We start from the raw sequence: 26182 nt of genomic DNA, 5'->3' as shown, positions 1-26182 counted from the left end.
CCCGCGCAGCGGGTGGCGAGGTGCAATGGCTGCGTGTCAGCGCTCTCCTTCAGACAAATCGACGGAAGAGCCGCTGCCACCGTGATCGCCTGAGCGGACCGCGTGGCCGGCCGCCGACGCACCGTGCCGAATGGTCTCGGCAGGCTTCATGCGCCGCGCCCAATCGGGCTGCCCTTCGGCCGAAGTGCTGGTGGCCTGCGCGCCGGCTTGCCCACCTCCACCAGCCGCAGCCGTTGCACGACGCAACGGGCTCATGGCGGCCGAAGCACCGGCTTCCGCGACGCCGGCAATGCCGCCGCTGCGGTAGGCCGCTGATGCTCCGCTCATGGCAGCACCGCCACTACGCGCGGCGCCGGCAATCGCGCCGCCAGCGAGACCAGCGCCGCCCGCGGCAAGTCCCGCGCCCGCCGCAACAATGCCGCCGGCAGCAACGCCTGTTCCAATTGCGGCGCCGGCGCCGAGCTGTGGTCCGCCTGACACAAGGCCGTTTGCGATACCCGGACCGAAGATACCGAGGCCGAGCAAGGAGAGTGCCGCGAGCACCAGGGTCATCGCGTCTTCGATGGTCGGCTGGTCGCCGCCGAAGCCGGTGGTGAATTGAGAGAACAAGGTCGAGCCGATGCCGATGATGACGGCCAGGACCAGGACCTTTATCCCTGAAGAGATGACATTGCCGAGGACCCGCTCTGCTGCGAAGGCAGTCTTGCCAAACAAACCAAAGGGAATGAGCACGAAGCCGGCCAGCGTCGTGAGTTTAAATTCGATCAGCGTGACAAAGAGCTGGATCGCCAGAATGAAGAAGGCAAGCAACACCACGACCCAAGCGAACAGGAGAACGACAATCTGGACGAAATTCTCAAAGAAGCTGATGTAGCCCATGAGGTTGGAGATCGAATCGAGCAACGGTCGGCCGGCGTCGAGTCCGACTTGCGCGATCTTTCCAGGCCGCAGGAAATCGGATGCGGACAGGCTTGCACCCGATGCTTTCAGTCCAAGACCGGCAAAGCTCTCGAAGACGATACGCGCCAGGCCGTTCCAGTTGCCGATGAGGTAGGCGAAGACCCCCACGAAGAGCGTCTTCTTGACGAGGCGCGCGATGATGTCCTCGTCCGTTCCCCAACTCCAGAACAACGCTCCGAGGGTGATGTCGATCGCGGCAAGCGTCGTTGCGAGATATCCGACATCACTCCCCAGCAGCCCGAAGCCGTTGTCGATATAACGCGTGAACGTTTCCAGGAACTGGTCAATGATCCCCGTACCAGTCATGGTTTGCTCGCCTCAGGTGTAGCCAGGTTCGGAGATCCCTGCGGGATACGGCTCTGATCCTTTGGGGCAAGCGTCGAACTGGCCGAGTCATCGTGGGCGGGAGCTACAACGCTGTCTTTCTTGCCAAAGAAGCGGCGCCGGTTTTCGGCCCAAACTTGCTGGCAATGGCGATAACCCGCTGTTTCCTCCGGCGTGACGCCGCGGCAGCGTGCGAGATCGGAGGCGGTTGCATCGGTCGTCTGCCCCGCCTTCGGTGCCGGCGGAGACTCGTCTCCGCTACGCAGTTGAATCGTGCAGGCAGCGACGGCCACTAGGCCGATTGTCGTAAGCAGCGACAGCGCCTTGAATGCCTTTATGTTGGTCATCAGTGAAACATCTGCACGGTGGAGGATTGATAGCCCTGCCCCGGTGTAAGGAACCGCCTGAGTTGTTCTCGTCCTTGATCCTGAGCCGAGGCGCGTTGAGCGGCTTCAAGGCTCTGCGCCCTGCCCTGCGCCACCACGACAGCAGTAAGATCGGCGAGCTGCTGCGCGTTCAGCGCAAGGATCTGATTGCCAGCCTGCGTTGCCTGCAGCGCGCCGCTGGCACCCTGGCTTGACGTTACGAGTGCGGACGTCTGGATACGATTGGTGTCGAGGTTGCCAACGATGCCGGCCTGGACGCGCAGCGCGTCTTGCGTTGCGGCATAGGAATTCTGCCAGCGCGATTGAGCGTTGGAGATCAGCAACTGGTTCGACTGGCTGCCGGTCGCCGGCGCGTAGCTGGTCGAGAACGCACGATCGATCTGCTGGACGTCGTAGGCGATGCGCTGGGCCTGAGCAAGCAACTGCTGAGTCCGCTGGATCGAGGATTGCAGTTGCTGCAGCGACGAATACGGCAGGTTTGCCAGATTCCTTGCCTGATTGAGCAGCATCTGTGCCTCGTTCTGCAGCGAGGTGATCTGATTATTAATCTGCTGGAGCTCCCTCGCGGCCGTCAGGACATTCTGGACGTAGTTGGTGGGATCAAAGACGATCAGCGCCCGTGCGGGCAGCGTAACGCCAAGCAGCAGCGCGAAGGCGGCCGTGGTCGCCAGTAGGCCAAGAGGTCTCATAGCGATTTCTCCAGATTGACGAGATTGGGGATCAGATCTGTCGCCCATGCGACGCCACGGTGCTGGAGCCAGGCCGGCACGAAGCCGTCGGGTCCATGCTCGGCCAGGAGCTGCGCGATGGCAGCCTGGTCTGTCTTGGAAGAGGCTGCGGTGAACGCGAGCGCAACCTCCCCAAGACCGAGTTCGAACATCCGGTTGCCCCGACGCGACTGGCAGTAGTAGTCGCGCTTAGGCGTTGCCCGGCTCAGAAGCTCGATCTGGCGGTCATTGAGGCCGAAGCGGCGATAGATGGCGGTGATCTGCGGCTCGATCGCCCGTTCGTTCGGCAGCAACAGGCGCGTTGGGCAGCTTTCGATGATCGCCGGCGCGATCGCGGAACCATCGATGTCCGAGAGCGACTGGGTGGCGAAGACGACGGACGCGTTCTTCTTCCGGAGCGTCTTCAGCCATTCGCGAAGTTGGCCGGCAAAGTCCTCGTCGTCGAGGGCAAGCCAACCTTCATCGACAATCAGGAGTGTCGGCCGGCCATCGAGACGATCACCAATACGATGGAAAAGGTACGCCAGCACAGACGGCGCTGCAGTCGTTCCGATCAAACCTTCGGTCTCAAACGCCTGGACCGAGGCTTCGCCAAGGCGCTCGAATTCGGCATCAAGCAGGCGACCGGAGGGACCACCAAGACAATAAGGTTGCAGGGCACGTTTCAGAGAGTTCGATTGGAGCAGGACTGACAGGCCCGTCAGGGTGCGCTCCTCCCTCGGCGCCGAAGCGAGAGATGTCAGCGCCGACCACAGGTGATCCTTGACCTCCGGGGTGATCACGACCTTTTCCCGTGCCAGGATCGCGCCGATCCATTCCGTCGCCCATCCGCGCTCGGAAGGATCATCAATCCAGGCCAGCGGCTGCAGGGCGACGGGTTGTTCACTTCCGTCAGACAATGCGCCGCCGAGATCATGCCAATCACCGCCCATGGCGAGGGCGGCCGCGCGAATCGAACCACCGAAATCGAACGCAAAGATTTGAGAGTTCGGGTAACGCCTGAACTGTAGCGCCATCAGCGCGAGCAGCACTGACTTGCCAGCGCCTGTCGGCCCCACCACAAGGGTATGACCGACGTCGCCGACATGGAGTGAGAATCGGAACGGCGTTGATCCCTCGGTCTTGCCGAACAAAAGCGGCGGACCCTTGAAGTGCAGATCCCTCGCCTCGCCCGCCCACACAGCCGACATCGGAATCATGTGAGCGAGGTTGAGGGTCGATACAGGTGGCTGCCGCACGTTCGCATAGACATGCCCCGGCAGACTGCCGAGCCAGGCTTCGACGGCGTTCACCGTCTCGATCATGCAGGTGAAATCGCGGCCCTGAATGACCTTCTCGACCAGCCGCAGCTTTTCGTCGGCAGCATTGGGATCGCTGTCCCAGACCGTAATGGTTGCTGTGACAAAGGCTTGTCCGATCTGATTCGACCCCAGTTCCTGCAACGCCGCGTCGGCGTCGATCGCCTTGTTGTGAGCGTCGGTATCGAGCAGCGTCGACGGCTCGTTGGTCATGACCTCCTTAAGGATGGTGCCGATGGACTTTCGCTTGGCGAACCACTGGCGACGAATCCTGGTCAGAAGCTTGGTGGCGTCGCTCTTGTCGAGCATGATCGCGCGCGTCGACCAGCGATATGAGAATGCCAGACGATTCAGGTCGTCCAGGATTCCCGGGGTCGTCGCGCCCGGAAAGCCGACAATTGTCAGAACCCGAATATTGGCTGCCCCCAACATCGGCTCAAGCCCACCGGTCAGCGGCTGGTCCGCCAACAGCGCATCGATGTACATGGGAATTTCGGGCACGCGAACGCGATGACGCTTGGTCGAAATCGTCGAGTGCAGGTAGGTCAGCGTGTTCTGATCATCGAGCCAGGCGCATTCCGGCATGAACCCTTCAACGAGCTGAAGCACGCGGTTGGTTTGATCGACAAACCCGCGGAGCATCTCGCGAGCGTCGCCCCCAACCGTCCGATCGCGCCCCTCATAGAGCAGTCGCTCCGCCCTGGCCGCTCCCTCCTCTGGCGGCAGATAGAGGAAGGTCAGGAAATAGCTCGACTCGTAGTGCGCACCCGCCTCCTCGAATTGTGCCCTGCGCTCGGCGTCGACCAGCGCAGACGCGACGTCCGGAAAAGTGTTCGGTGGATATGCCCCCGCAAAATGGCGCTGCGCCTCCACGAATACGGCCCAGCCCGATCCCAGGCGACGCAAGGCATTGTTCAAACGGCCGACGACGGCGACAAGTTCGGCCGGCACCGCGCTGTCGAGATCCGGGCCGCGGAATTTCGCCGTCCGTTGGAACGAACCGTCCTTGTTCAGGATGATCCCCTCGTCGGCCAGCGCTGCCCAAGGCAGGAAGTCAGCAAGGCGAGCGTCGGAACGGCGATATTCGGCAAGATTGATCATAACCGGGCGCTCAAGTGTTGAGATGGCTGGGAATGCGCAGATGTCGGCGCACCACATCGACAAAAGCGGGATCACGCTTGGCGGCCCACACGGCAGCCATGTGCCCGATTAACCAGAGGACAAGACCCGCGATCCAGAGCCGCAGTCCGAGTCCAAGGGCTGCCGCAAGCGTGCCGTTGACGATCGCGACCGATCGCGGCGCGCCGCCCATCAGGATTGGCTCAGTGAGCGCGCGGTGAACAGGCACGACAAAACCTGCAACCTGATCGTCCATCAGATCACCACGCCGCCGCCGAAGGAGAAGAACGACAGGAAGAAGCTCGAGGCGGCAAACGCGATCGAAAGACCGAACACGATCTGGATCAGCCTACGGAAACCACCTGACGAATCCCCAAACGCGAGCGTGAGTCCGGTCACAACGATGATGATAACGGCGATGATCTTGGCGACCGGTCCTTCCACCGACTGCAGGATCTGATTGAGCGGCTGCTCCCACGGCATGTTCGAACCGGCAGCCGATGCCGGCGCCGACGCCAAGAGAACCATGCCGGAGGCGGCGAGTAGAGCGGCGTCTCGAAGAGCTCGAAATTGCTGACGCATGTCAGTCTCCTGCTGATGAGATGTTGTAGTCGCCGGCGGCACCAAGCCCGGTGACGACGGCGAGTTCGGCGAGCCGACGGTCAGCACCGCGCCCCGCAAGCACGGCAACGAGGTTGATCGTCTCTGCAATCAGCGCACGCGGAACCGTGATGACGGCTTCCTGGATGAGCTGCTCAAGCCGCCGCAGCGCACCGAGTGCGGTGCCCGCATGAATAGTGCCGATGCCACCGGGATGTCCGGTGCCCCAGGCCTTGAGCAGATCGAGTGCTTCGGCACCGCGGACCTCGCCAACCGGGATACGATCAGGACGCAGTCGCAGCGAGGAGCGCACAAGATCTGACAGCGTCGCCACGCCATCTTTGGTCCGCAGCGCCACCAGATTGGGCGCCTTGCATTGCAGTTCGCGCGTGTCTTCAATCAGAACGACTCGATCGGAGCTCTTAGCCACCTCGGCCAGTAGGGCATTCGTCAGGGTTGTCTTGCCGGTCGACGTCCCGCCCGCGACGAGAATGTTCTTCCGTGCGGCGACCGCGCTCCTCAGGAACTTAGCCTGCTCCGAGGTCATGATCTCCTTGGCGACGTAGTCGTCGAGCGTAAACACGGCGACGGCGGGCTTGCGGATAGCAAAGGCCGGAGCTGCCACGACCGGAGGCAAAAGCCCCTCGAAACGTTCTCCAGTCCCAGGCAGTTCGGCCGAAACTCGCGGCGAACCGGAATGCACCTCCGCACCTACGTGATGCGCCACCAGGCGCACGATGCGCTCCCCGTCTGCCGGCGACAGCGTCTCGCCAGTGTCAATCAGGCCACTCGACAGCCGGTCGATCCACAGCCGCCCATCCGGGTTGAGCATCACCTCGATGATCGCTTCATCTTCGAGGTAGCCGGCAACCGCTGCGCCAAGCGCGCTACGCAGCATTCGCGCGCCGCGCGAATTCGCTTCCGACTGAAAGGATTGGATCGCCAATGTCGCCCCCATCGAATGAGGACCTCCAAAGAGGGTCCTCAGATGGGGATGATTAGAAAAGGCACCGATGGACTTGGCGCAACAAGCGCTTTCGGTAATCGTAGACTGGCGTAGAAAAAGATAGACTGAGAACTGAACTTTTAGGTCTACTCAATCGTATCGCTTCGCCGCGAGTTGCTGCTCACCACTCCGCGTCGTCATCTGCGGGCAGGAGGATGACCGAATTCTCGTACAAGCCAGCTGAGTCGACAGCGTTGGAAACAATAGCTGGCATGAAGAAAGGAATTGATCTCATCCATGAAACAAAGGATCGGCGCCAGGGCAGCGCGAACCAAGCCAACGCTGCGATTTGCAGTGCTACGTTGAGACCGAACGCAACTTGATAAGCTTGGAGGGTCCTATGGCCATCATTTATGGACCATTGTTCCAGGACCAGACCCGTCGCGTATTGGGCCAGAAATGCCCAGCCAAAATGCAAGACGTTCAAGGCCCCGTTAGCGCGACCGGCAAGTTCCGGCGGATAGTAATCCGCTATCACCGCGAAGCTGACCACGGTTGCCGTTCCGACTATCGCGAGAACTGACCAGGGCAAGATGGATGGCAAAGGCACGCGCAGAACCAAGGTTAGCTCCGCTGTGATAAACAGTATTGCGACCACCGCTAATATTGTCTCGGCCCCGAGACCTCTTCGTTTAATGTAATGAACAATCGTACCGAATAGCCAGGCTCCGCCACTAAGTACAATCGACATTATGAACAGCTGTCCTACGAGGCTCGCACGATCGAGACCTTCTACGTCCATCAGCCATGGTGAGGCCCACAATCCCTGCAGAGACCAGGCCGAACCAACGCACGCCGCCGACAGCGGGGCAATACGCCAGAAACGTTTATCGCTGAAAACCGCACTAAGGTTGGCGGACATTGACGGGGTTGAAGGGACAACAGCTCGCTCGGGGACCACGACATAGATGAGCATGGCCGTCGCACCGGTAGCGGCCGCCAGGATCTCAAAGAGTTGCCGCCATCCCATCAAGGTGAGTAGATGCTCGGCGGGAGCCGTGGCGGTTACCGCCCCCAGTGATCCGAGCATCACCATGTAGCCATTAAGCAGGGCAGATCGTTCTCTGGGGAACCAAAGGACTATGGATTTCAGGCCCGCCGTCAAAGCCGCTGCCACGCCCAGCCCGATCATCGCGCGTGCGATCAAGAATGACAGGAAACCCGTGGATACCGCGAACAGTCCAGCGCCCATTGCTGCGAGCAAGAGCAGCGCACTCTGGACGCGACGCGGACCAAAGCGGTCCAGCAAAATGCCAACTGGGATCTGGACCGCCGCGAGAACAAGGAAATAGACCGACGTAAGCAACCCGAGGTCGGCCGTCCCAAGCCCGGTATCCGAACTGAGACGACTGGCAATTAAGGCGTTGATGGTTCGAAACAGATACGAAAGATAGTATCCAGCAGCAAACGGGAAAAATACGCGCCCAGTGAGACGCCATGCCTCTGAAATTTGCATGCTGGCCCTTCTTGCTCCTCAGCTCATTCGAGCCGATAGCGCGTCCAGCTTTTCATGGGCTTTTCTAAATTGCTGCGATCGTGGGCTGGCGTAGAAAAAGAAGGACCGGCGAAATAGTTTATCTACATGGTTCGATCAGGTTTCTTCGGCCGGTTCCTGACGACCGATATCTTCTGGAATCTCGCGCAGAAAGCTTTGCCCCTTTTGTAAGCGGCGCCCGAGTGCCTCGACAAATCCCTCAAACCGTTCCCGGCCCTTTGCCTGCGCTGCAGCCTGCGCATCGTTGGGTAGCGGCGGCGTGATGGTCAGCCAGAAACGGATGAACAGGGCCAAGGTCTCGGCGGTCAACCCGACGTCACGTTCCAGCCGCTGCATCTGGCGGGAAAGCCGATCCAGGCGGCGGGTAAACGCCGCCTCCCGCCTGTCCGCTCCGTCCGGCGACAGAAACGAAGCAACCGCCGCTTCCACAATCGCAGACCGGGAAAGCTTCTTGCGATCGGCGAGCTCCGAGATCTGTTTCCGCAGCTCTGGCGGGAAATAGACGTTCATCCGGTCGCGCATATTGCCTCAGAGCTCCATACCGTCATTCGGGTCCAGGGCGACTTGACGGGCGAAACCGCGCATCTGTTGGCGTATGAGCCGGGATTGACGGACCGCATCCTCGTCATCGTCTAGAACGACAGCAAATTCCTCTGCTGGTGTCGGTTCGGTCGTCTCCTTGGCGATCGCGACGTGATCGGGGAGTTCGGGCTCACGACGGAGTCCGCTGTTCGCCGTGTCTTCCTCGGCTTCCGCAGCTTTGTCAGTTGGACCTGCCGTCGCCTTCAGCGATCCGAGCGCTGACCATCCGTCTGTTCGCAATGATCGGCCGGCCGTCGCCGGATCAGGCGGCGGCAAAACCCGCTCGGTGAACCGCCGATCCTCGTAGTAGCGGACCTTCTTCGCCCGGATCGGCGGCGTACCCGCCACCATGACGATCTCGTCCATCGGCGAAAGTTGCATGACTTCCCCCGGGGTCAAGAGCGGCCTTGCTGTCTCCTGGCGCGAGACCATCAGGTGCCCCAGCCATGGGTTCAACCTATGACCGGCATAGTTCTTCATCGCTCTCATTTCGGTCGCCGTACCGAGCGCGTCGGACACACGCTTCGCTGTCCGCTCGTCATTGGTCGCGAAGCTGACTCGGACGTGGCAGTTGTCGAGGATGGCGTTGTTTGGCCCGTAGGCCTTCTCGATCTGATTGAGCGATTGCGCGATCAAGAAACTCTTGATGCCGTACCCCGCCATGAAGGCAAGCGCGGACTCGAAAAAATCGAGACGCCCGAGTGCGGGGAACTCGTCGAGCATCATCAGAACGCGATGCCGCCGGTCGCGGGCGTGCATATCCTCGGTCAGGCGCCGGCCAATCTGGTTCAGCACCAGGCGGATCAACGGCTTGGTCCGAGAGATGTCGGACGGCGGCACCACGAGGTAGAGCGTCGTCGGGTTCTGATCGGCGATCAGGTCGGCGATCCGCCAATCGCACCGGCACGTCACCCGGGCCACTACTGGATCGCGGTAGAGCCCGAGGAATGACATCGCGGTAGACAGGACGCCGGATCGCTCATTCTCGGATTTGTTGAGGAGCTCGCGGGCGGTCGATGCGACCACAGGATGGGCCCCCTGCTCGCCAAGATGCGCAGTGGTCATCATCGTTTTCAGCGTCGCCTCGATCGGCCGCTTCGGGTCGGACAGAAAGACGGCGACGCCAGCTAAAGTCTTGTCCGCCTCGGCGTAAAGGACGTGGAGGATGGCACCGACCAGGAGCGAATGACTGGTCTTCTCCCAATGGTTGCGCTTATCGAGCGAGCCTTCGGGGTCGACCAGAACATCGGCCACGTTCTGGACGTCGCGAACCTCCCATTCACCGCGCCTCACTTCGAGAAGCGGATTGTAAGCTGAGGACTTCGGGTTGGTCGGATCGAAAAGCAGGACGCGACCATGCCGCGAGCGGAACCCGGCGGTTAGTTGCCAGTTCTCCCCCTTGATGTCGTGAACGATGGCCGAGCCGGGCCAAGCCAACAGCGACGGGACGACGAGACCGACACCCTTGCCGGATCGGGTGGGTGCAAAACACAATACGTGCTCCGGTCCATCATGGCGGAGGTAGTCGCGGTCGACCTTGCCCAGCACCACACCATCCGGACCAAGAAGCCCGGCCGCTCGGACCTCCTCCAGACCAGCCCAGCGCGCCGAACCATAGGTCTCGACGTTCTTGGCTTCACGCGCGCGCCAGACTGACATACCGATCGCTGCCGCGATCGAAACGAAGGTCCCCGACACCGCGATGAAGGCTCCCTCGACAAAAACCTGTGGCGCGTAGGCGTCGTAGACGAACCACCACCAGAAGAAGACGGGCGGGTAATAGATCTTGAAGCCCAACAGCTCGAACCAGGGCCGCCCAAGCTCCGGTTGATAGGCGAGCCGCCAAGCCGTCCACTCGGTTGCTCCCCAGATGGCCAGCCAAACGATCAGGCCGACGACGACCACCTGACCCCAGAGGATTTTGGTTCCGGACATCCCGAACGCCCTTCCAAAACTGAATTGGAGAGATTGCTAGAGGCCGAGGTCGCGCTTCCGACCAAAGCCCCATTCGATGCCGCCGCCATTCTTCACGACGCCGGTGACGTGTTGGCCGAGCCTCCTTTCGAGTTCGCGCGACCAGGGCACAAGCTGGAAGCCAAGCCCATTGTCGATCATGGCGAAGCGTCCCGAGGTGAGCGTCAGCCGCTGGCGATACGTACCCGCCACATGCTCCCCGGAGTCAGGCTTAACGTACGGGAGCCGGGTCTCGGCCGAGACTTTTGCGGCCACCTCGTCCAGTTCACGCCGGCGCAGCGTGTTCAGGAGGTCGCGCTGCAAGATGATGCGTGGGCCCTGCCGCCGCGCCAGGCCCTCCCGGATCAAATGCTCGGTACGGGCTTCCAGCGCTTCGCGGGTCTCGCGGCCGAATCCGCCCATGGCGAGCGGCATGGGGTCCCGTTCAACCAGCCGATGGTCGAGCCAGGTTGCCCCTCGTGCCGTGATCTGGCTACCGAGATCGAGATCGGAGCGTGTCGCGAGAACCAAAGTCGGCCGCGGATCGCCGGCCTGACCGAAGCGTCGGACTTCGACGACGCCGCCGAGCGCCGGTGCCTCGTCGAAAGCATCGAGCCCGCGGAAGCGCACGTAATGCGCGCGCCCGTCCGTTCCGTCGATCAAGGCGTAGGCCTCGCCAGTCAGTTCGTCATGCAATCCACGGTCGACCAGACGTCCGATGATCTGGGGCGTCTCCAGTCCACCCTCGATAACGAAGTCGGCAACGCCGCGCGCTTCCCCACGCTCGGTGAAGGCGCGGTGCATGGTCTTGATGACGTCGCCGCGCATGCCGAGGTCGCGCAAGCTGCGCTCGGCTTCGAGCCCGACCATCCATTCCCCGGGTAGCTCGGATGTGGCAAGGCCCATCTTCTCCAGATGCTGAAGGCGACCGACCATCAGGCGCCGGATCTCGGGATCGGACTTGCCGGGATTCTCTGGGCGAAGATCGATGGAGCCCGTCTCATCTGCCGCCAGCCGGATCTCCCGATCGAGCCGCGTCCATCGTTCCGCGGTGACCTCCCTCTCCAGCGAATTGCGGATCTCGTGCTCCGGCTTTGGACCCAGTTCGATGGCGACCAGTTCCTCGGCGCGTGAGCGCAGGCCCTGGCTGATGTAGTCGCGGGAGATCACGAGATCCGCCCCTTCCTTATCTACGCCACGAACGAGAAGATGGACGTGAGGGTTGTCGGTATTCCAATGATCGACAGCCACCCAGTCGAGTCGCGTTCCAAAGTCGGCTTCCATCTGCTTGGCGAGGTCGCGGGTGAAGGCCTTCAGGTCGGTCATGTCGCCAGCGTCCTCAGGCGAGACGATGAACCTGAAATGATGGCGGTCGTCCTTGCACCGTTCTGCGAAAGCCGCGCCGTCAGCACGGTCGCTGCCGGCATCAAACATCTCGGCCCGCTCACCGCTCCGGGTCACTCCGTCGCGTTTCAGATAAGAGAGATGGGCGGTCAGTGGCGCCGAACGGAAGGCACGCCCTTTGTGACGAACCACGCGCGCCTTCACCACGACGCGCCGGGTCGGGCTGAACAATCTAGCGCGACTAAAGGCGAGCCGGCCGCGGCCAAACGTCGAGCGCCCATAGACCACGGAGCGTCTGCCAGCCGCAGCCTGCCCCGAAGTGTGACCGGCTTTCTTCGCGGCACGTAGCACCTGGTTGATGAAGCTCTTTTGCTTCGGCGCACGGGTACTGCGGATGCGCCCAGGCCGAATGCGCAGGTTACTGTCGCGCACGCTCACGGAAGGGCCTCCCAACGATCAAAAGCGCCTACAGTGCCGAAAACGCCTTTGATTGCATTCGTCAAAATGCAAGGCGCGGCACGCGCCCCGACCGACCGGCACGCCGGCACCCAAGCCATGTCAATGGCTTGCGGTTCGGCCGGCGAGCCCCTTTTATCTCGCCGTCCAGCTGTCGTGCTTGTGCGCTCTCCTCGCTCTTTCGCCAATTGCTCGCTGTAGCACGCCATGGCTTGCGAACCTGCCGATATGGTCATTGCGATCCTCCCGCCTTCGACCCAGGGACGAACACACCAATAGGCCGGGGGACCATGGGCGAGACATCGTGCACCGAGATTGCAGCCTTGGCGCCACTCGAAGGCATGAGCTCTGCCGATCGATCGCGCATTCTCGTCAGATCAACCCATGCGACGAACAACGTTTCAGCCGTCGATGGATGCCTGTCGGCGGTCCTCGTCGCAGGCAATTCGATGCCAAGCAGAGCTGCAAGCTTTGCCACATACGCTTGCGTCTCGGCTGGCAAAGCGTCGCCCGCAAGAAGAGCTTCATAGCGAGATGGTCCCGCGTTGTACGCCGCAAACATACCGGGCGAGCCATAGCGATCGAGCAATTCACGCAGATACGCAGCCCCAGCCAGAATGTTGTCGTGTGGATCGTAAGGATTGCTGCCTAGACTATAGCGCTTGCGAAGTTCCCCCCAGGTCGCCGGCATGATTTGCATCAGGCCAATTGCGCCCTTGGGCGATCTGGCATGCACGTCTCCCGCGCTTTCGACGCTCAGCACCGAACGTATCCATGCTGACGGGATCGCAAAGCGTTGTGCGGCTTCGTCGATGAAGCCCGCGAACGGGTGTGTGCCCTGACGGATCGCTGGAAATGCGATCGGCCCGTCCTCAGCTGAAGCAGCATTGCCCGATGCGGTCAGAAGGAGCACCAGGGGCACCACACGCGCGACGGATCGAGCCAAGCAGGCCACCGTGCTCGCGCCCGTCCAGGGTAAAGCTGCTTCGTGCCGGCCGCTCGGCCGGCCTTGACCACCCCTGCGCGCGTCGACCTTGATATCGATCGGAACGGGGGAATGGTCCCGCAATGGACCGAACAAAGGAATGGCGGCGATGTGAACACGTGGAACACGCACGCTCATTCCTCCCGTGTCCAGACTGGGAACGCACGTCCGATTACGGCGGAAGCCGGGATAAATCCAAAATATCGACCGTCCAGGGAGTCGCTGGACTGCCAGTTCATCAGAAAGAGTTCGTCTTTGCCGACGACGCGACAGCCCTGCCATTTCGGCAGCGGCCGACCACGTCCGTCGCGATCGCGGGCCTCGCCGACTGTAATGTCATCAACCGAAATCGTGAGGCCGGATCTGCAGACAGTCTGTCCGGGCAGCGCGAGCACCCGTTTAAGCATTGGGACGCCGATGGGCAGATAGCCGTTAAGGTCGAGGAAGGTCGCAAGCGGCTCTGGCGGCTGAACGGCGACCAGTTCGGTAACCTGGAAGCCCGTTGCCGGTCGTAAACGATAAAGACCGGTTGGCACGCTCGTCGATGCATTCCAGATGTAGAGAGGAAGCGGCTCCAGGGCGGTAGCCCCGACCAGCGCAGCGGCGACCCCAAACGTCGTTGTCAACGTCATCATGCGGCGTCTCATCGCGTCACTCTCCGGCGATGGAGCCATGCCTGGTGGCGGGTTTTCGTGTAGGGACGCGGGTTTTCATTGACGGATAGGCGGTTGTGGACGTGATGCCAGTGATCTGGAGCGACGTCGGCGGGATCGATGCTGAGCGCCTCGACTGCGTCGATCATCTGCAGCACGCGTTCGACCTTTGGCCAGCCGGAGAGCCGCAGCAAAATTTCTCCGCCGGGCTTCACATAGGGCACAGTCGAGCAGCGTTGTCCCGGCGCGACCGAGCGCAAGATGTCGATCCGCGAAATGATCGTACCGAAGTCGTTGGAGGTCCAACGGACAAATGCAAAGATGCTGTCAGGCGCGAATGATAGGACGCGCCGATGACGATCAATCTTCCGTTCCTCGACGATACGACCGAACCGAATGCGGTTTTCGATTCGCTTTTCGAGCCACAGCAGTTCCACTTCGGTGAGATCGCTCATGCTGCCGCTCCCCAACGATCGAGCTGGGAGCCGTATGCTTTGAGCGTCGTTAAGCACGCGTGACACTCCTGAAGGTTAGCAGGACTGGCGCCGCGGCGTTGCCAGTCACGTCTCATGCAAGTCGTGGTCTGATCCGCTAGACGAAATCCGGAGCATTTCCGGGTAATCGGGGTGCTGACTTGTGCCCCCTCGCCGGCCGCATTGCGGCGGCGGCGCCTCGCAATGATTCGCGAATGGAGCGCGCGGCGCGCGGCGTCGATCGACGGTGAAAGCGAACGGCGGACTTCTATCCAGGTCCTGACGCCTCGCTGGAGGCGACGAACATTTGCGCGGTGGATGGTGACGGCAAGCTCGTCCGGGGGACGACACTTGAGACGGCCCCTGACGCAATCGAGCTGGTCCTGGCAGAGTGAGGAATCCACCTCAAGCGCGTCGACCTGGAAACGTTCTCGTACAGCGCATGGCTGTTCACGGCGCTCGTCCAAAGGCGCCTCCCCGCGCTTTGCATCGAGACGCGCCATGCCGAGGCGGCGCTGAACGCGACCTACCGGAACGACACCAAAGATATTGCGCAGATGATGCGGACCGGCTGGTTCCGCGCAGTCCACGTCAGGCCGGAGAGCGTGCAAACGTTGCGGGCGCTGCGGGTCGGGCGGACGGCGCTGCTCGGCAAGCTGCTGGATATGGTGAACGCGATCCGCGACTCGTTGCGCACGTTCGGGCTCAAGGTCGGCGACGTATCGGCAGGCCGTCTTGAAGCCATCAAGCATTGCGCTTGTTAGCCTGACCGCCCATTCTCCAGATTCCGGCATGTGGTGGCTTTGGTGCCAACCACGCATGTCGCCGAGTTCTCCTCGACGAGCGAGCTGCCGCAAGGGAACACAAGGAGTGTAATACGGTGACCCCGACCTAGGCGTTCGCGCGGTACTACGCGCGACCGCATCTGTAGGTTCGAGAAACGAGTTGCATTGCAAGAAAGCGTGGCGCGTGGGAGAGCAAGTGCAAGAGGCATCGCTGCAGGCGTGGCCTGCTTGTTGATAAAACGTTGGGGTCAGTAGGTTAGTGAAGTGAGCGCGCTCGTAAAGCGCGGAGAAGCAAACAATTAAGCTCAATTTCGGACCTCGACAGCAGGAGGATTGGGTTCCCGATGGCACGAGGGTCGCGGTCCTCGATAGCACGAGCTGATTCACAGATTGTTCTCCGAATTTGGAATAAGACCGCGCATGCGCAGGCACGCCGTGAAGGGACCACCAAGCTTCGGTACGAAGTTCAGCCGCTCGGTACCGTTCGGATCGCGCGTGAACACAAGCTGATAGCCGGGCAATGTCTGGCGTTGGACGATCTGACAGACGGCGTCGGCCAAGTGCTTGAGCGGCGAGAGAATGCCGGACTTGGCATGGAGATCCACAAAGGTCGGGAAGCTCGAGCCGCCGTGGTGGCGCCCACCGTGCTTGCGCATGAGCGAGTAAAGGCGATGGTCGATTCCGCCTGTCAGGTTGAAATAGGGTGCGACGGATCGTCAGCACGAGCCTGTGATCAACCACACCCGTATAGAACCAATCAGGCAGGATCAGCTCGAGACCAAATGAACGCCCGTTGACATCGACCGTCTCCTTCCATTCGTTGATCCAGGAGCAACGATGCGGTCGCCATTCTGTCGGCTGGCGGATCGGAGTTTGCACTGTCATTGATTGCGGTCTGTCGAGCCCGGTCTTTAGCCGGCCATATTCCCGCGCGCTGGTGTCGCGAGCGACAAAGGTCGAAATCTCGTAACGCGTTGCAGCCATCAGGCGCGACGTTTTCAAACCGGTGTCACGGGCTTCGACGATTTGGCGCACGGCCCAGATCGGCACATCTGCATCCGAAATGGCCGCCATGCCGTGTTTCCGCATGGCTTCGACGCGAATTACGATCGTGCCGGCACAGAAATCGATTGGCACGATGCGATTTGTCTTTGCGCGTGAGAAGAAAGGATAAGCCACGAGATCCTGCGCATCGCGCGGCGCGAGATTGGCAGGATGGGCGCGAAACGGGGCAAGCTGCTCGCGCTCTGAACGGCGGCGGTGCGCCGAGGATTTGCTAATGGACATTGCTTAGCGCCGCTCTTTACCTGCATAAGGAATTGGCGCATGCCGTTTTGCGGGCAGTACGGTGCCGGTACCGGGATCGGAAGTCGATTTCTTCTTGCCCAGTTCGGCCCAGGCTGTCAGGTCAGCTACCGAGTAGACCACACGCCCACCGATCTTGTGATATTCCGGGCCGGTTCCGTACGTTCGATGTTTCTCCAAAGTGCGGCCAGACAAACTCAAAAAGCGCGCGGCTTCGGACGTTCGTAGGTAACGCGGCGTCTTACCCGCGTTCGGATCGGACATTTGAAAAGCTCCGTGATCGTCTGGAGCGCGAACGAGGTTCGCCGCGCGTCGACGGCCACCATCGCGGAGTAGCAGCGCTTAGGGGGATGCCGAAGATGACGGAGTGATTTTCGATACCCCTACGGAAGGCCTATTCGTCCTCGCGCCCGGGCCACAGAAGCTTGCGATAGAAGCCGCCCACCAGCGATTGCGCGGGCGAGCGCGCGGATAGCAGAGCTCGGGCGCTTGCCCCTGCTATTTGGACGATTGATCCCAAGCTTGAGCTTTGCGCGCGGCCGTTCATCGTGCGCCAGAGTAACTGGGCTACATATGCCCGTTAGTCGCCATCAAACGTCAACTCGGCTGCGTATGACGAACCGACTACCTGCGGCTCCCTGGACCAGATGCGGTGCTCCACCGAATCGACGCGCAGAACCGCAGTCCACTCATTGGGCGCGACGCACCTGCCCGGCCGCAAGATCGAACCGTAGCCGAGACGCTGAACTTGCGAGAAATGCGGCTGCTGCGATCAAGATCGGCCGCACTCATAGCGTCGCCGTAGCCGGTAGAATCGTTCGACAACAATAGGAACGATCGCTCGCTCAGCTCCCGTATAGCGCTGGATTCAAGGAAATCATGGCTGAAAATCCGCGTCGGAAACCCGACGATCTACTTATTACGCAGGAGGAGCGAGCGGGTTTAAGCCGCCAAAGCACTGCGATCTCTCAGCAAGCACTACCGTGCTCGGACAGATTGCTGAAGCGTCGGGATCGAACCGGGGGCCTGCTCAAGAGCGCCGCGCGGCCTGGCAATCGTAAGCCGCCTCAGTCCAGTTGCGAAGCGCCCCGCCAGGTGGCGGGGCGCAGCACTCGGCTCAACTCACTCGCCGTTCTTGCGCGGCCGCGACCACAGCAGCGTGTAGCCCTCGCCACCTTCGTCGTCGAACAGGTTGGCGTAGATCGGTGCGTTGAAGGAGGGATCGTCGAGCTTGAGCGAGAGGTAATCGCGGCCCTCCTCGGAGCGCTTCGACCAGGCGGCCCCGATCTCGGCCCGGCCCACATAGATGCGGTGGCTCGGAGCGTTGTCGTTGGAGCGGTTGGTCTCGGCGACGATACGGACGCCCCTGGCTTGCAGACTCAGGGTGACGATCTCGCCCTGGAAATCGTTGCCGACCTTCTTGAAAGAACCGATGTTAGCCATGTCACTTCTCCTGTTGTGTTTCGAGCCCGCGACCACCGCGGCCTCGATGGCGATCTAGAGGCCGGGGACGATCGGCGACGCACCCCTCGCGGGCCGGAGCGCAGCGGAGGACGCCGTTGTGGCGACTTTCTTGTCTCGCGAGGAATGGGCTTTAGCCCAGGGGAAGAAAGTCGCATCAACGGCGTTGCGGCTCAGACGATCGAGGCGAAGCCGGTCTTCGGCCAGATCAAGCCATCAAGGAGGCCACGTGCGTCCGCGTGCTGAACCGCAATCTCAAGGAGGAGACTGGCGAATCTCGGTTGAGCTGCACAAGATGTCGGAACGATTCAGCGAAGAGAAAGAAACAATCTGCCGCGAAGGGCGGTATCGTCCATGAAAGAACATCGAGAACACGCCGCGCGCCACCGCGACCACGTGGGCCGGGCCGAGATCGCCAGCCTGGTCGAAGCGCTCCGAAGAGGGCCGCGATTACCTCTCGCTCCAGGTCCCTTGACCCACATTCAATATGCCGATCCAGGCGAACCCGTTCGACGAGGACGCTGACGAAGGATCATCCCTCGCGCGCGGCGGCCGCAAGAACGGTTGAGACGGTTGCTCCACCAGCCTAGCCGGCTCGAACAGGCGGGCCTCTGCGAGCAAGAACCGTCAAGCGCGTCCACGTCGTGCCGCCAATGCAAAACGCGCCCAAACAGGCGAAGGCCTCACGCCAGGCCAGCGACGGCACCGCGATCTGGGACAGGGCGAACACCACATTGTAGCCGGCGATGGCAGCTGGAACGGCGAATATGGTCGCGATCACGAGGCGCAGAGCCAGCGATCGGGTAACAGCGAAGGCGACGTCACCGGCGGCAAGTGTCAGCGCGCCGGCCACACTTCCGACGAGCAGCGCGCCGATGACGCCGGCGCCACCGTGGAACGCTATCATCCCGCAAATGAGTGCGACGAAAAACGACAAGGCATGCACTGCCAGCACGAACATCGCCCAGCAGAACAAGCCGATGCCGAGCGCATTGAGAACAAGCCCAAGGGCGGGCATGGTGGCGGCTCCATTTGCATGGATTTGCAAGTCGCGCCTTCCACCACCACCATGGCGCAACTTCGGATATAAAGTCTGAACGAGGCGGAGTTGCGGCGCGCACAACTCCGCTTTGATGGTAGGAGACAAGAAGACTGCGCTCACGCGCCGCCGAACCTCCAAACGGGGATGCCGAAACGCTTCGCCTTGTCGGCGAGGTTGTCCTGGATCCCTGAACCCGGAAAGTGCATGACGCCGATCGGTAACAGTTCGAGCATGGCGTCATTGCGCTTGAAGGGTGCCGCCTTGGCGTGCTTCGTCCAGTCGGGCTTGAAAGCGATCTGGGGCACCTTGCGACTGGTCGCCCATTTGGAGGCGATCAGTTCGGCCCCTTTGGGCGAGCCGCCATGGAGCAGGACCATGTCGGGATGCTTGGCATGAACCTTGTCGAGGCGATCCCAGATGAGGCGATGGTCGTTGAAGTCGAGCCCGCCGGTGAGTGCGATCTTCACTCCATGCGGCAACATGACCTCGGTCTCGGAACGATGCTTGGCGGCGATGAAGTCGCGGGAGTCGATCATCGCTGCGGTGAGCGTGCGGTGGTTGACCAACGAGCCCGATCGAGGACGCCAGGACGAACCGGTGTGGACCTCAAATCGTTCGATCGCGTGGTCGCGGAAGAGTTCCAGGCAATTTCTGCGCTCGATCAGCGTGATGCCCTCCGCGGTCAGGCGCTCGAGCTCAACCGATCGCACCTCGGACCCGTTCTGCTCTCGCTGGCTCTTGTGCTGCGCTTGTTCATTGTCGTCGAGCTGGCGTTCCATGCGCTCGACGGCACGATGAAACAGGTTGACAGTCGACCAAAGGAGCTCGTCGAGGTCCGGCTCAAGCCGCGTACCGCTCAGAGTGGCAACCAAGGCGTCAAACAGATCGACGACGGCGCCGGCGATCATCTTGCCCTCGGGAAGAGGTCTTGGATCTGGCCGGTCGTCGAAGGGACGATAGCCGAAGAGCTGCAATTCGCTCAGGACGTGGTCGGTCGGAGACTGTGCCGGTTCGATGTCGTCATGGTCGGTCATGGGAAGAGGTCCTTTGCCGGGTTGGCCGCGCCCATCGCGGCCTTCGTAGCGATCACTCAGACGGCGGGCGGAACGGGCCGGCACCCGTAAGCGGCTCGTCCGCCGAAGCCCGGCAGGGCGTAGGCGGAAGCGTCAGGGCCGAAGCGGCAGCGGAGGATGGCGGAGGCCGGCTATTTTGCTTCGCGATGCAAAGCGCGCCGATCGGATCACTGGCGTACCTTCCCCATCGCCTGCGCGCGGCGGAAAATAGCCGGACGCAGCCATTGCCGGACCGGACCGCTTGCCGTCCGATCGCGCTCTAGAAGGCCGTGGTCGCGTGCTCTTCCGGCATTGGCCTAATCTACGACTGACCCATCGCGATCGATCGATGGATAGCGGCTTATTCAGCGGCCAGCGTGGGCGAATGGAGGAAGCGGTCGACGTCTTCTGGTACGAGTTGAAGCCGCAACACTGCTCGGAGGGCCTCACGGCCGAAGATGTGCAGATCTTCATTGAAGTCGCCCAGCCGAGGCGACAATGCGATCGCTTCAACGCCGGCATCTGCCGCGCGCTGGGTGAGGATAGCCTGTACGGCATCTCCGGCGGCATCGGCGTCGCGGGCGATGTAGAGGCGACGTAGCCCGGACGGCAGCAACATGGCCGAAAGGTGATTGGCCGACAACGCGGCGGTCATCGGCAAGGTCGGCAGTACGTAACGCAGCGACAGCATGGTCTCGATGCCCTCGCCGGCAGCGAGCACGTCGTCCACCCGGCCGAAACGCACGGCATTGCCGAGCAGGTCGCCCATCGCCCGTCGTGGCGTGTCGATCGGAGCTTTGCCGAGCCGGACGCGATCAAAGCCGTCTGGATCGAGCCATGTGCGATGCACGCCGGAGATCCGTCCATCGAGATCCGTGACGCGGGCTATCATCGCTGGCCATGTTTCGGTCGGCAAATGCTCGTCCGGTCGATAATAACAGCGTGGGTGGAAGCGCAAACTGTCGCCATGGTGGATGCGGGCTATTCCGCGACGCTGCAAATAAGCTTCGACCATCGTGCCGTCGATTGGGCTGGACATGGCAAAGAGGCGACGGGCGGCTTCCTGCGATCCGGCCGGCACTGCTGGACCAACGAATTCCGGGGTGGGTTGCTGTTCAGAACGAGGCAGCTTCAGAAAGCGTCTCGCCTCCCCGGTCACTTCGCGAAAGTCTCGCAAGGCCAGACTTTCGCGGATGACATCGAGGAGGTCACCATGTTCTCCGGTCGCGGCATCGCTCCACTTACCGGCGGGACCTTTCGGCGACTGCTGCAGCCGTACGAACAACGAACCGCCCGGCGCGTTGTGGACGTCGCCGACCACCCAATACCGTCCCACCCGCTTGCCATTGGAGAGATAGTGCCTGCATACCGCCTCGGCCTCTCGCGCGAGGCGGCGTGCCAATTCAGAGGCATCGCGCGGCATCACGCGGCCTCCCGCCCACCAATGCGCGCAACCGGATAGCTGTCGAGCACCTTCGACAGGATCTCGACGCCGCTTGCGTCCGCGGGCACAAACATCCGCAGCTTCCAGGAGATGATCTCGCCAAAGAGCCCATAAGCCCGCAGACGATCGCGCATGGTGTCGTTGAATCCGACAGCTCGATGCGGGCTGCGCCCATCACCCGCACACGGCGAAGCTTCAGCCCCTCCGCAAGATCGAGGACGATCTGTCCCTCCATCAGCGCGGCAAAGGCGGCGTCCGGCGCCATCGAAGGCGCATCAGCGGCAAGGACGTTCGCGACCCAGGCGGCGGAGACCTTGCGGCCGATGATGCGTTCGCCCGCATCGGTCTGGAGACGATAGACGCGGGTCGATTCGTTCGGCAGCCGCTTCCAGATGGGTAGTAGCAAGCCCGCCACGATGTGGATCGTACTTTCCGTGAACTCCGGTACCTCGGCGAGTTCCATAAGCCAGGCGGCGGCAAAGCGTTCCCGATCCGCTTCGGCCCAATGGCTTTCCGCCATCATGTCGAGGGCGACGCTGTGCTGCTCCATCGGCCGTACCAGGCGGATGCGCCGCTCGATCTCGCCATCGTCGAGCATGAAACTCGGGGCCGGAAGCTGCACGGCAGCACGGCCCGAGCGCTCATTGAGCAACAGGATCGCGTGATGGTCGGAACGGCGAGCCAGGGCGTCATCGAGACCGATGGGATGATTGCGCTGGCGCTGGACGATGGTGAGCAGCCGGGTCTCCGCACCAGTCCCGGGGTGGGTGTAGATCGTCCGCCGGTCGGTGACGACAAAACTCTCGGCGCGGAGCGTTTCCAGTCCAATGTCGTAGGTGCCGGAGCTAACCGCGCCCTCGATCCGAGCAGTCAAAAGCTGATCGAAGGCGGTGAACAGAATGTTCTGTAGGTCGATGGTGAGCGCCAGCAAGCGATTGAGGAACGTCGTGATCGGCGGCAGGTCGTCCCTCAGCCCATTGGCATCAGTCAGCTTCAGGCCGGTCGCATCCTCAAATCTCGCGAGCGAGCAGCCGTCGACCTTGCCTCGCAAGAGCAGGACATAGAGTTGACGCAAGGCATCACGCCCGTACTGGCTTTCGAGATTATCCTCTGGCCGGAACAGGCCCTGCCCTCCGGTCTGGCGCTGACCGCGCGTGATGGCACCCAGTGTGTCGAGCCGGCGGGCAATGGTGCTGAGAAAGCGCTTTTCGGCCTTCACGTCGGTCGCGATGGGACGGAACAGCGGCGGCTGCGCCTGATTGGTACGGTTGGTCCGGCCAAGCCCCTGGATCGCGGCATCGGCCTTCCAGCCGGGCTCGAGCAGGTAATGGACCCGCAACCGTCGATTCCGGGCTGACAGTTCGGCGTGGTAGCTCCTTCCCGTGCCGCCTGCATCGGAGAACACGAGGATGCGCTTGACGTCATCCATGAAGGCCGAGGTCTCGGCTAGGTTGGCCGAGCCGGCTCGGTTTTCCACCACTAGCCTGCCCCTCTTGCGAACGATGCGGCGCGAGCGACCGGTCACTTCCGCGACCATGTCCGTGCCAAAGCGCTGGATGACCTGATCCAATGCGCCGGGTACCGGCGGTAGCGATGCGAGCTTCTCGATGAGGCGGCCGCGGCGCGCAACAGCCTCCCGGCTCTCGACCGGTTGGCCGTCACGATAGACAGGCCGGGAGCAGGGGTTGCCCTCCGAGTCGGTAAAAGGCTCGTAGAGCTGAACCGGGAAGGAATGGGCGAGATAGTCGAGCACATATTCGCGAGGCGTGATGTCGACCTGGACGTCGCCCCACTCCTCGGTCGGAATCTCCGCGAGCCGACGCTCCATCAGCGCTTCGCCCGTTGACACGATCTGGATCACGGCGGCATGGCCGGCGTCGAGATCGCGCTCGATCGACCGGATCAGCGAAGGGGTCTTCATCGAGGTCAACAGATGCCCGAAGAAGCGCTGCTTGGCGCTTTCGAAGGCGGATCGCGCCGCAGATTTTGCCTGCGTGTTCAGCGTCCTGGTTTCGCCGGTTATGTTGGCGGCCCGCATCGCCGCGTCGAGATTGTTATGAATGACGCTGAACGCGCCAGCATAGGCATCGTAGATGCGAACCTGCTCCGGCGTCAGCTTGTGCTCGACCAGCTCGTACTCGACGCCCTCATAGGAAAGCGAGCGGGCGGAGTAGAGACCGAGCGCTTTAAGATCACGCGCCAGCACCTCCATGGCCGCCACCCCGCCCTCCTCGATCGCCTCGACGAACTCGGCGCGCGTGCCGAACGGAAAGTCGGCGCCGCCCCAAAGGCCGAGGCGTTGGGCATAAGCAAGGTTGTGCACCGTGGTGGCGCCCGTCGCCGACACATAGACCACGCGAGCATTCGGCAAGGCGTGCTGGAGCCTCAGCCCGGCGCGCCCCTGCTGAGAGGCCGCCTGGTCGCCGCGCTCGCCTTTGCCCCCGACCGCATTCTGCATGGCGTGGCTCTCGTCGAAGACGATCACTCCGTCGAAGTCGGAGCCCAACCATTCGACGATCTGCCTGACGCGCGAAAGCTTCTCGCCACGCTCGTCGGTGCGTAGCGTGGCATAGGTGGTAAATAGGATGCCCTCCGAAAGCCGGATCGCCGTGCCCTGGCGAAACCGCGACAGGGGCGTAACCAGCAGGCGCTCCATGCCGAGCGCCGACCAGTCGCGCTGCGCATCCTCGATCAGCTTGTCGGATTTGCTGATCCAGACCGCCCGGCGGCGGCCCTTGAGCCAATTGTCGAGCAGGATCCCGGCGACCTGCCGTCCCTTGCCCGCACCGGTGCCATCGCCCAAGAACCAGCCGCGACGGAAGCGGACCGCGTTCTGAGCGCCCTCGCAGGCGGCGGCCACGACATCAAATGTCGCGTCGACCGTCCAGAAGCCTACCAGCAACTCGCTGTGTGCTTCGCCAGCATAAATGACGCTCTCGAGCTGGGCGTCCGACAGAAGTCCATCTGTTACCACACGCGACGGCAGGTGCGGACGATAGGTCGGCTTCGGCGGCGCGACGGACGCCATCGCCGCGGACTGCACGAGTTCGGTCGGATGCGGGCACGATCCAGGAATAAGGATCGACTGCAACCCGTATGTCTCATAAAGGGCATCGGTCAGTCGGGCTTTTTCCGGCGGCGACCACTCGGCTGTCGCGTAGTCGAGCTCCAAGCCTTCTGGCGCCGCGCTTCCCGAGGTGGACGGTGAACACAGTGCAGCGGCGGCGCTCGATTTCGACTTGGCGGAATGACGGATAAGGTCGGCCGCTACCGACGTCGCGATGGGCAGCCTGGGAGGCACATGCTGGGTCACCCAGTCAAGCAAGGTCCCGACATGGCTCGCCCTGCCCAATGAAGCTGGAAAGGCCTTCGGATCAACCGCCGCCAGCTTGTCGACCACAAGCAGCCTTGTGTCCGTTTGTGTTCCATGCCTAGCGTACACGGCGCCGTCAATGGCGGCAGAAAACGCCACCCGACCGCGTTCCTGGAGACGAACAAAGGCTTCCGTCCATGCCGGATTCTCCGGCGCGAGGCTGGCGCCAACGATCGCGACAAGACGCCCGCCGTCGCAAAGCCGTGCCAAGGCCGAGGTGATGTGCCGGAGGGCCGCGTCCGGCATCGGTCGTTCGACATTCGCCAGCGCCGAGAACGGCGGGTTCATCAAGACGACGCTCGGGGCGACGCTCGCATCGAGATGGTCATCGATTTGGGCGGCGTCGAAGCGGGTGACTTTAAGATTGGCGAACAGATGATCGAGCAATGTCGCGCGCGCCTCGGCCAACTCGTTCAACACCAAGGCGCCGCCCGAAAGCTCGGCAAAGATAGCGAGCAAGTCCGTCCCCGCAGAGGGCTCGAGAACGCGATCGGCGGGCGTCACGTCCGCCGCCGTAGATGCGACAAAGCCGAGCGAAATCGGCGTCGAGAATTGTTGGAGTGCCTGGCTATGCTCGGAACGCCGCGTATGGGTCGGCAGACCGCTCGCGATCCTCGCGAGCATCGGCAGCATGGCGGCCGTCGAGCCAGCCCGGGCGCGCATGGCCGGTCCGAACTTGCGAAGGAATAGAACGGTCGCCGCCTCGCAGACGTCATAGGCGGTCTTCCAGTTCCAGGCGCCGGCCGCGTCCGAGCCGGCGAACGCCGCCGCCATGGCACTGCGCAGGACGGCGGCATCGATGCGACGGCCGCGTTCGAGCTCGGACAGGAGATTCTGTGCGGCACGGAGGGCGGCGGAGGTGAGACTTGCAGCGGCACGCATCGAGAGCGGCGCGGCGGCGGCGCCGCCGGCGAGAGATTCGGTCATGTCAGTGTCTTTCGGAGAGCGGGGATGGGGCGAGCCGGCTGGCGCTCTCTCTGGACCGTGCCGGCTCAAACCCGTCCCGGCCGCTCTTTGCCTCTCATGACCCGGCCGACCCTCACGGCGAGCCCAAAACCCTCGGCCCGCCGAACAAGGCGAAATGCACTGCCGGCACGGCGTGGGCTGACCCGCCGGCCTCACGGCGTGACCTGAGCGATGAACTCCTCGAGGAGATCGTTGGTGGACTTGCCGAGGATTTGATTGGCCGAGATCACAACGACCGCGCCGCCAAAACCATCGGCACGCATCCACTAACAAGCAAAGGAGGAAACGGCCGATACATGCTCCGGCGTCAGCGAGCGCCGCACGATGTCCTGAACGATGAATTCCCGCTCATTGGAAAGCCGAAAGCCCGGCACGAAGCCGGGCGCGGGATG

Annotated in this window: 21 protein-coding genes and 1 pseudogene; 1 reads left to right on the top strand and 21 read right to left on the bottom strand. The window is 62.3% G+C overall.

The window, feature by feature from the left end; genetic code table 11:
* Positions 1-36 precede the first annotated feature (36 nt).
* The 14 genes from trbL to ACVW1B_RS03635 form a co-directional block, all read right to left on the bottom strand.
* Positions 37-1266, bottom strand: coding sequence for a P-type conjugative transfer protein TrbL (trbL, locus tag ACVW1B_RS03700; protein ID WP_253587695.1), 1230 nt, complete (start codon positions 1264-1266; stop codon positions 37-39).
* The gene (gene trbK-alt, locus ACVW1B_RS03695) at positions 1263-1631 is read right to left on the bottom strand and encodes a putative entry exclusion protein TrbK-alt (RefSeq protein ID WP_253587696.1); all 369 of its coding nucleotides are present in this window, start codon (positions 1629-1631) and stop codon (positions 1263-1265) included. Before trbK-alt ends, trbL begins: the two co-directional genes overlap by 4 nt.
* Positions 1631-2359, bottom strand: a complete 729-nt coding sequence (trbJ, locus tag ACVW1B_RS03690; protein WP_253587697.1) for a P-type conjugative transfer protein TrbJ — start codon at positions 2357-2359, stop codon at positions 1631-1633. The genes trbK-alt and trbJ overlap by 1 nt, the downstream gene beginning before the upstream one ends.
* The gene (gene trbE / locus ACVW1B_RS03685) at positions 2356-4797 is read right to left on the bottom strand and encodes a conjugal transfer protein TrbE (RefSeq protein WP_253603334.1); all 2442 of its coding nucleotides are present in this window, start codon (positions 4795-4797) and stop codon (positions 2356-2358) included. Before trbE ends, trbJ begins: the two co-directional genes overlap by 4 nt.
* A 10-nt stretch (positions 4798-4807) precedes the next feature.
* On the bottom strand, positions 4808-5071 hold the full coding sequence (locus ACVW1B_RS03680) for a VirB3 family type IV secretion system protein (RefSeq protein WP_069279432.1): 264 nt from the start codon (positions 5069-5071) through the stop codon (positions 4808-4810).
* Positions 5071-5397 carry a TrbC/VirB2 family protein gene (locus ACVW1B_RS03675; protein ID WP_253603336.1) on the bottom strand — a complete coding sequence of 109 codons (327 nt, stop codon included), beginning with the start codon at positions 5395-5397 and terminating at the stop codon, positions 5071-5073. The genes ACVW1B_RS03680 and ACVW1B_RS03675 overlap by 1 nt, the downstream gene beginning before the upstream one ends.
* A 1-nt stretch (position 5398) precedes the next feature.
* Complete coding sequence (gene trbB, locus ACVW1B_RS03670; protein ID WP_176937267.1) at positions 5399-6313, bottom strand: P-type conjugative transfer ATPase TrbB; 915 nt, start codon at positions 6311-6313, stop codon at positions 5399-5401.
* 229 nt (positions 6314-6542) lie between these two features.
* Positions 6543-7877 (bottom strand): MFS transporter, encoded by a 1335-nt coding sequence (locus tag ACVW1B_RS03665; protein WP_253587699.1) that lies wholly within the window; start codon positions 7875-7877, stop codon positions 6543-6545.
* Between the two features lie 135 nt (positions 7878-8012).
* Complete coding sequence (locus tag ACVW1B_RS03660) at positions 8013-8438, bottom strand: ribbon-helix-helix domain-containing protein (protein ID WP_092090263.1); 426 nt, start codon at positions 8436-8438, stop codon at positions 8013-8015.
* A 6-nt stretch (positions 8439-8444) separates the two neighbouring features.
* Entirely contained in the window at positions 8445-10433 is a 1989-nt protein-coding gene (locus ACVW1B_RS03655) for a conjugal transfer protein TraG (RefSeq protein WP_253587700.1), read from the bottom strand.
* Positions 10434-10469: 36 nt separating this feature from the next.
* Positions 10470-12233 carry a relaxase/mobilization nuclease domain-containing protein gene (locus ACVW1B_RS03650; protein ID WP_253603340.1) on the bottom strand — a complete coding sequence of 588 codons (1764 nt, stop codon included), beginning with the start codon at positions 12231-12233 and terminating at the stop codon, positions 10470-10472.
* A 250-nt stretch (positions 12234-12483) separates the two neighbouring features.
* Entirely contained in the window at positions 12484-13374 is an 891-nt protein-coding gene (locus ACVW1B_RS03645; RefSeq protein ID WP_253587702.1) for a lytic transglycosylase domain-containing protein, read from the bottom strand.
* The gene (locus ACVW1B_RS03640; RefSeq protein ID WP_253587703.1) at positions 13371-13883 is read right to left on the bottom strand and encodes a S26 family signal peptidase; all 513 of its coding nucleotides are present in this window, start codon (positions 13881-13883) and stop codon (positions 13371-13373) included. The genes ACVW1B_RS03645 and ACVW1B_RS03640 overlap by 4 nt, the downstream gene beginning before the upstream one ends.
* The gene (locus tag ACVW1B_RS03635) at positions 13880-14344 is read right to left on the bottom strand and encodes a DUF2840 domain-containing protein (protein WP_069279424.1); all 465 of its coding nucleotides are present in this window, start codon (positions 14342-14344) and stop codon (positions 13880-13882) included. Before ACVW1B_RS03635 ends, ACVW1B_RS03640 begins: the two co-directional genes overlap by 4 nt.
* A gap of 575 nt (positions 14345-14919) precedes the next feature.
* Between ACVW1B_RS03635 and ACVW1B_RS03630 the strand changes: the two genes are divergently transcribed.
* Entirely contained in the window at positions 14920-15126 is a 207-nt protein-coding gene (locus ACVW1B_RS03630; RefSeq protein WP_069279423.1) for a hypothetical protein, read from the top strand.
* A 404-nt stretch (positions 15127-15530) separates the two neighbouring features.
* Here ACVW1B_RS03630 and ACVW1B_RS03625 read toward each other — a convergent pair.
* The 7 genes and pseudogenes from ACVW1B_RS03625 to ACVW1B_RS03595 all read right to left on the bottom strand — a co-directional run bounded on the left by ACVW1B_RS03625 (position 15531) and on the right by ACVW1B_RS03595 (position 25706).
* A pseudogene (locus tag ACVW1B_RS03625) lies at positions 15531-16434 on the bottom strand (replication initiator protein A).
* A 3-nt stretch (positions 16435-16437) separates the two neighbouring features.
* On the bottom strand, positions 16438-16716 hold the full coding sequence (locus tag ACVW1B_RS03620; protein WP_081334860.1) for a helix-turn-helix transcriptional regulator: 279 nt from the start codon (positions 16714-16716) through the stop codon (positions 16438-16440).
* A gap of 858 nt (positions 16717-17574) precedes the next feature.
* Positions 17575-17895, bottom strand: coding sequence for a DUF736 domain-containing protein (locus ACVW1B_RS03615; RefSeq protein WP_018458991.1), 321 nt, complete (start codon positions 17893-17895; stop codon positions 17575-17577).
* Positions 17896-18499: 604 nt separating this feature from the next.
* Positions 18500-19075, bottom strand: a complete 576-nt coding sequence (locus ACVW1B_RS03610; protein ID WP_456821172.1) for a hypothetical protein — start codon at positions 19073-19075, stop codon at positions 18500-18502.
* Positions 19072-19989: a DUF2493 domain-containing protein gene (locus ACVW1B_RS03605; RefSeq protein ID WP_253587705.1), complete on the bottom strand. Its 918-nt coding sequence runs from the start codon at positions 19987-19989 to the stop codon at positions 19072-19074. The genes ACVW1B_RS03610 and ACVW1B_RS03605 overlap by 4 nt, the downstream gene beginning before the upstream one ends.
* A 379-nt stretch (positions 19990-20368) precedes the next feature.
* Positions 20369-21430, bottom strand: coding sequence for a DUF7146 domain-containing protein (locus ACVW1B_RS03600; protein WP_069279420.1), 1062 nt, complete (start codon positions 21428-21430; stop codon positions 20369-20371).
* The gene (locus tag ACVW1B_RS03595) at positions 21411-25706 is read right to left on the bottom strand and encodes a strawberry notch-like NTP hydrolase domain-containing protein (RefSeq protein WP_375166979.1); all 4296 of its coding nucleotides are present in this window, start codon (positions 25704-25706) and stop codon (positions 21411-21413) included. Before ACVW1B_RS03595 ends, ACVW1B_RS03600 begins: the two co-directional genes overlap by 20 nt.
* Between the last annotated feature and the right edge of the window lie 476 nt (positions 25707-26182).

The sequence above is a fragment of the Bradyrhizobium sp. USDA 4502 genome (assembly GCF_054063355.1).
Note: the sequence above shows the minus strand (reverse complement) of the source record. Positions and strands in the feature narration are given on the sequence as shown.

Bases quoted from the DNA above. Each gene is read 5' to 3' on its own strand.
- ACVW1B_RS03655 (WP_253587700.1), bottom strand. From the start codon at position 10,433: ATGTCCGGAACCAAAATCCTCTGGGGTCAGGTGGTCGTCGTCGGCCTG.
- ACVW1B_RS03600 (WP_069279420.1), bottom strand. From the start codon at position 21,430: ATGCCGCGCGATGCCTCTGAATTGGCACGCCGCCTCGCGCGAGAGGCC.
- ACVW1B_RS03615 (WP_018458991.1), bottom strand. From the start codon at position 17,895: ATGGCTAACATCGGTTCTTTCAAGAAGGTCGGCAACGATTTCCAGGGC.
- ACVW1B_RS03665 (WP_253587699.1), bottom strand. From the start codon at position 7,877: ATGCAAATTTCAGAGGCATGGCGTCTCACTGGGCGCGTATTTTTCCCG.
- trbL (WP_253587695.1), bottom strand. From the start codon at position 1,266: ATGACTGGTACGGGGATCATTGACCAGTTCCTGGAAACGTTCACGCGT.
- trbJ (WP_253587697.1), bottom strand. From the start codon at position 2,359: ATGAGACCTCTTGGCCTACTGGCGACCACGGCCGCCTTCGCGCTGCTG.
- ACVW1B_RS03595 (WP_375166979.1), bottom strand. From the start codon at position 25,706: ATGCGTGCCGCTGCAAGTCTCACCTCCGCCGCCCTCCGTGCCGCACAG.
- trbB (WP_176937267.1), bottom strand. From the start codon at position 6,313: ATGCTGCGTAGCGCGCTTGGCGCAGCGGTTGCCGGCTACCTCGAAGAT.
- ACVW1B_RS03645 (WP_253587702.1), bottom strand. From the start codon at position 13,374: ATGAGCGTGCGTGTTCCACGTGTTCACATCGCCGCCATTCCTTTGTTC.
- ACVW1B_RS03620 (WP_081334860.1), bottom strand. From the start codon at position 16,716: ATGTCCGATCCGAACGCGGGTAAGACGCCGCGTTACCTACGAACGTCC.
- ACVW1B_RS03630 (WP_069279423.1), top strand. From the start codon at position 14,920: ATGATGCGGACCGGCTGGTTCCGCGCAGTCCACGTCAGGCCGGAGAGC.
- trbK-alt (WP_253587696.1), bottom strand. From the start codon at position 1,631: ATGACCAACATAAAGGCATTCAAGGCGCTGTCGCTGCTTACGACAATC.
- ACVW1B_RS03660 (WP_092090263.1), bottom strand. From the start codon at position 8,438: ATGCGCGACCGGATGAACGTCTATTTCCCGCCAGAGCTGCGGAAACAG.
- ACVW1B_RS03605 (WP_253587705.1), bottom strand. From the start codon at position 19,989: ATGACCGACCATGACGACATCGAACCGGCACAGTCTCCGACCGACCAC.
- ACVW1B_RS03675 (WP_253603336.1), bottom strand. From the start codon at position 5,397: ATGCGTCAGCAATTTCGAGCTCTTCGAGACGCCGCTCTACTCGCCGCC.
- ACVW1B_RS03635 (WP_069279424.1), bottom strand. From the start codon at position 14,344: ATGAGCGATCTCACCGAAGTGGAACTGCTGTGGCTCGAAAAGCGAATC.
- trbE (WP_253603334.1), bottom strand. From the start codon at position 4,797: ATGATCAATCTTGCCGAATATCGCCGTTCCGACGCTCGCCTTGCTGAC.
- ACVW1B_RS03640 (WP_253587703.1), bottom strand. From the start codon at position 13,883: ATGAGACGCCGCATGATGACGTTGACAACGACGTTTGGGGTCGCCGCT.
- ACVW1B_RS03680 (WP_069279432.1), bottom strand. From the start codon at position 5,071: ATGGACGATCAGGTTGCAGGTTTTGTCGTGCCTGTTCACCGCGCGCTC.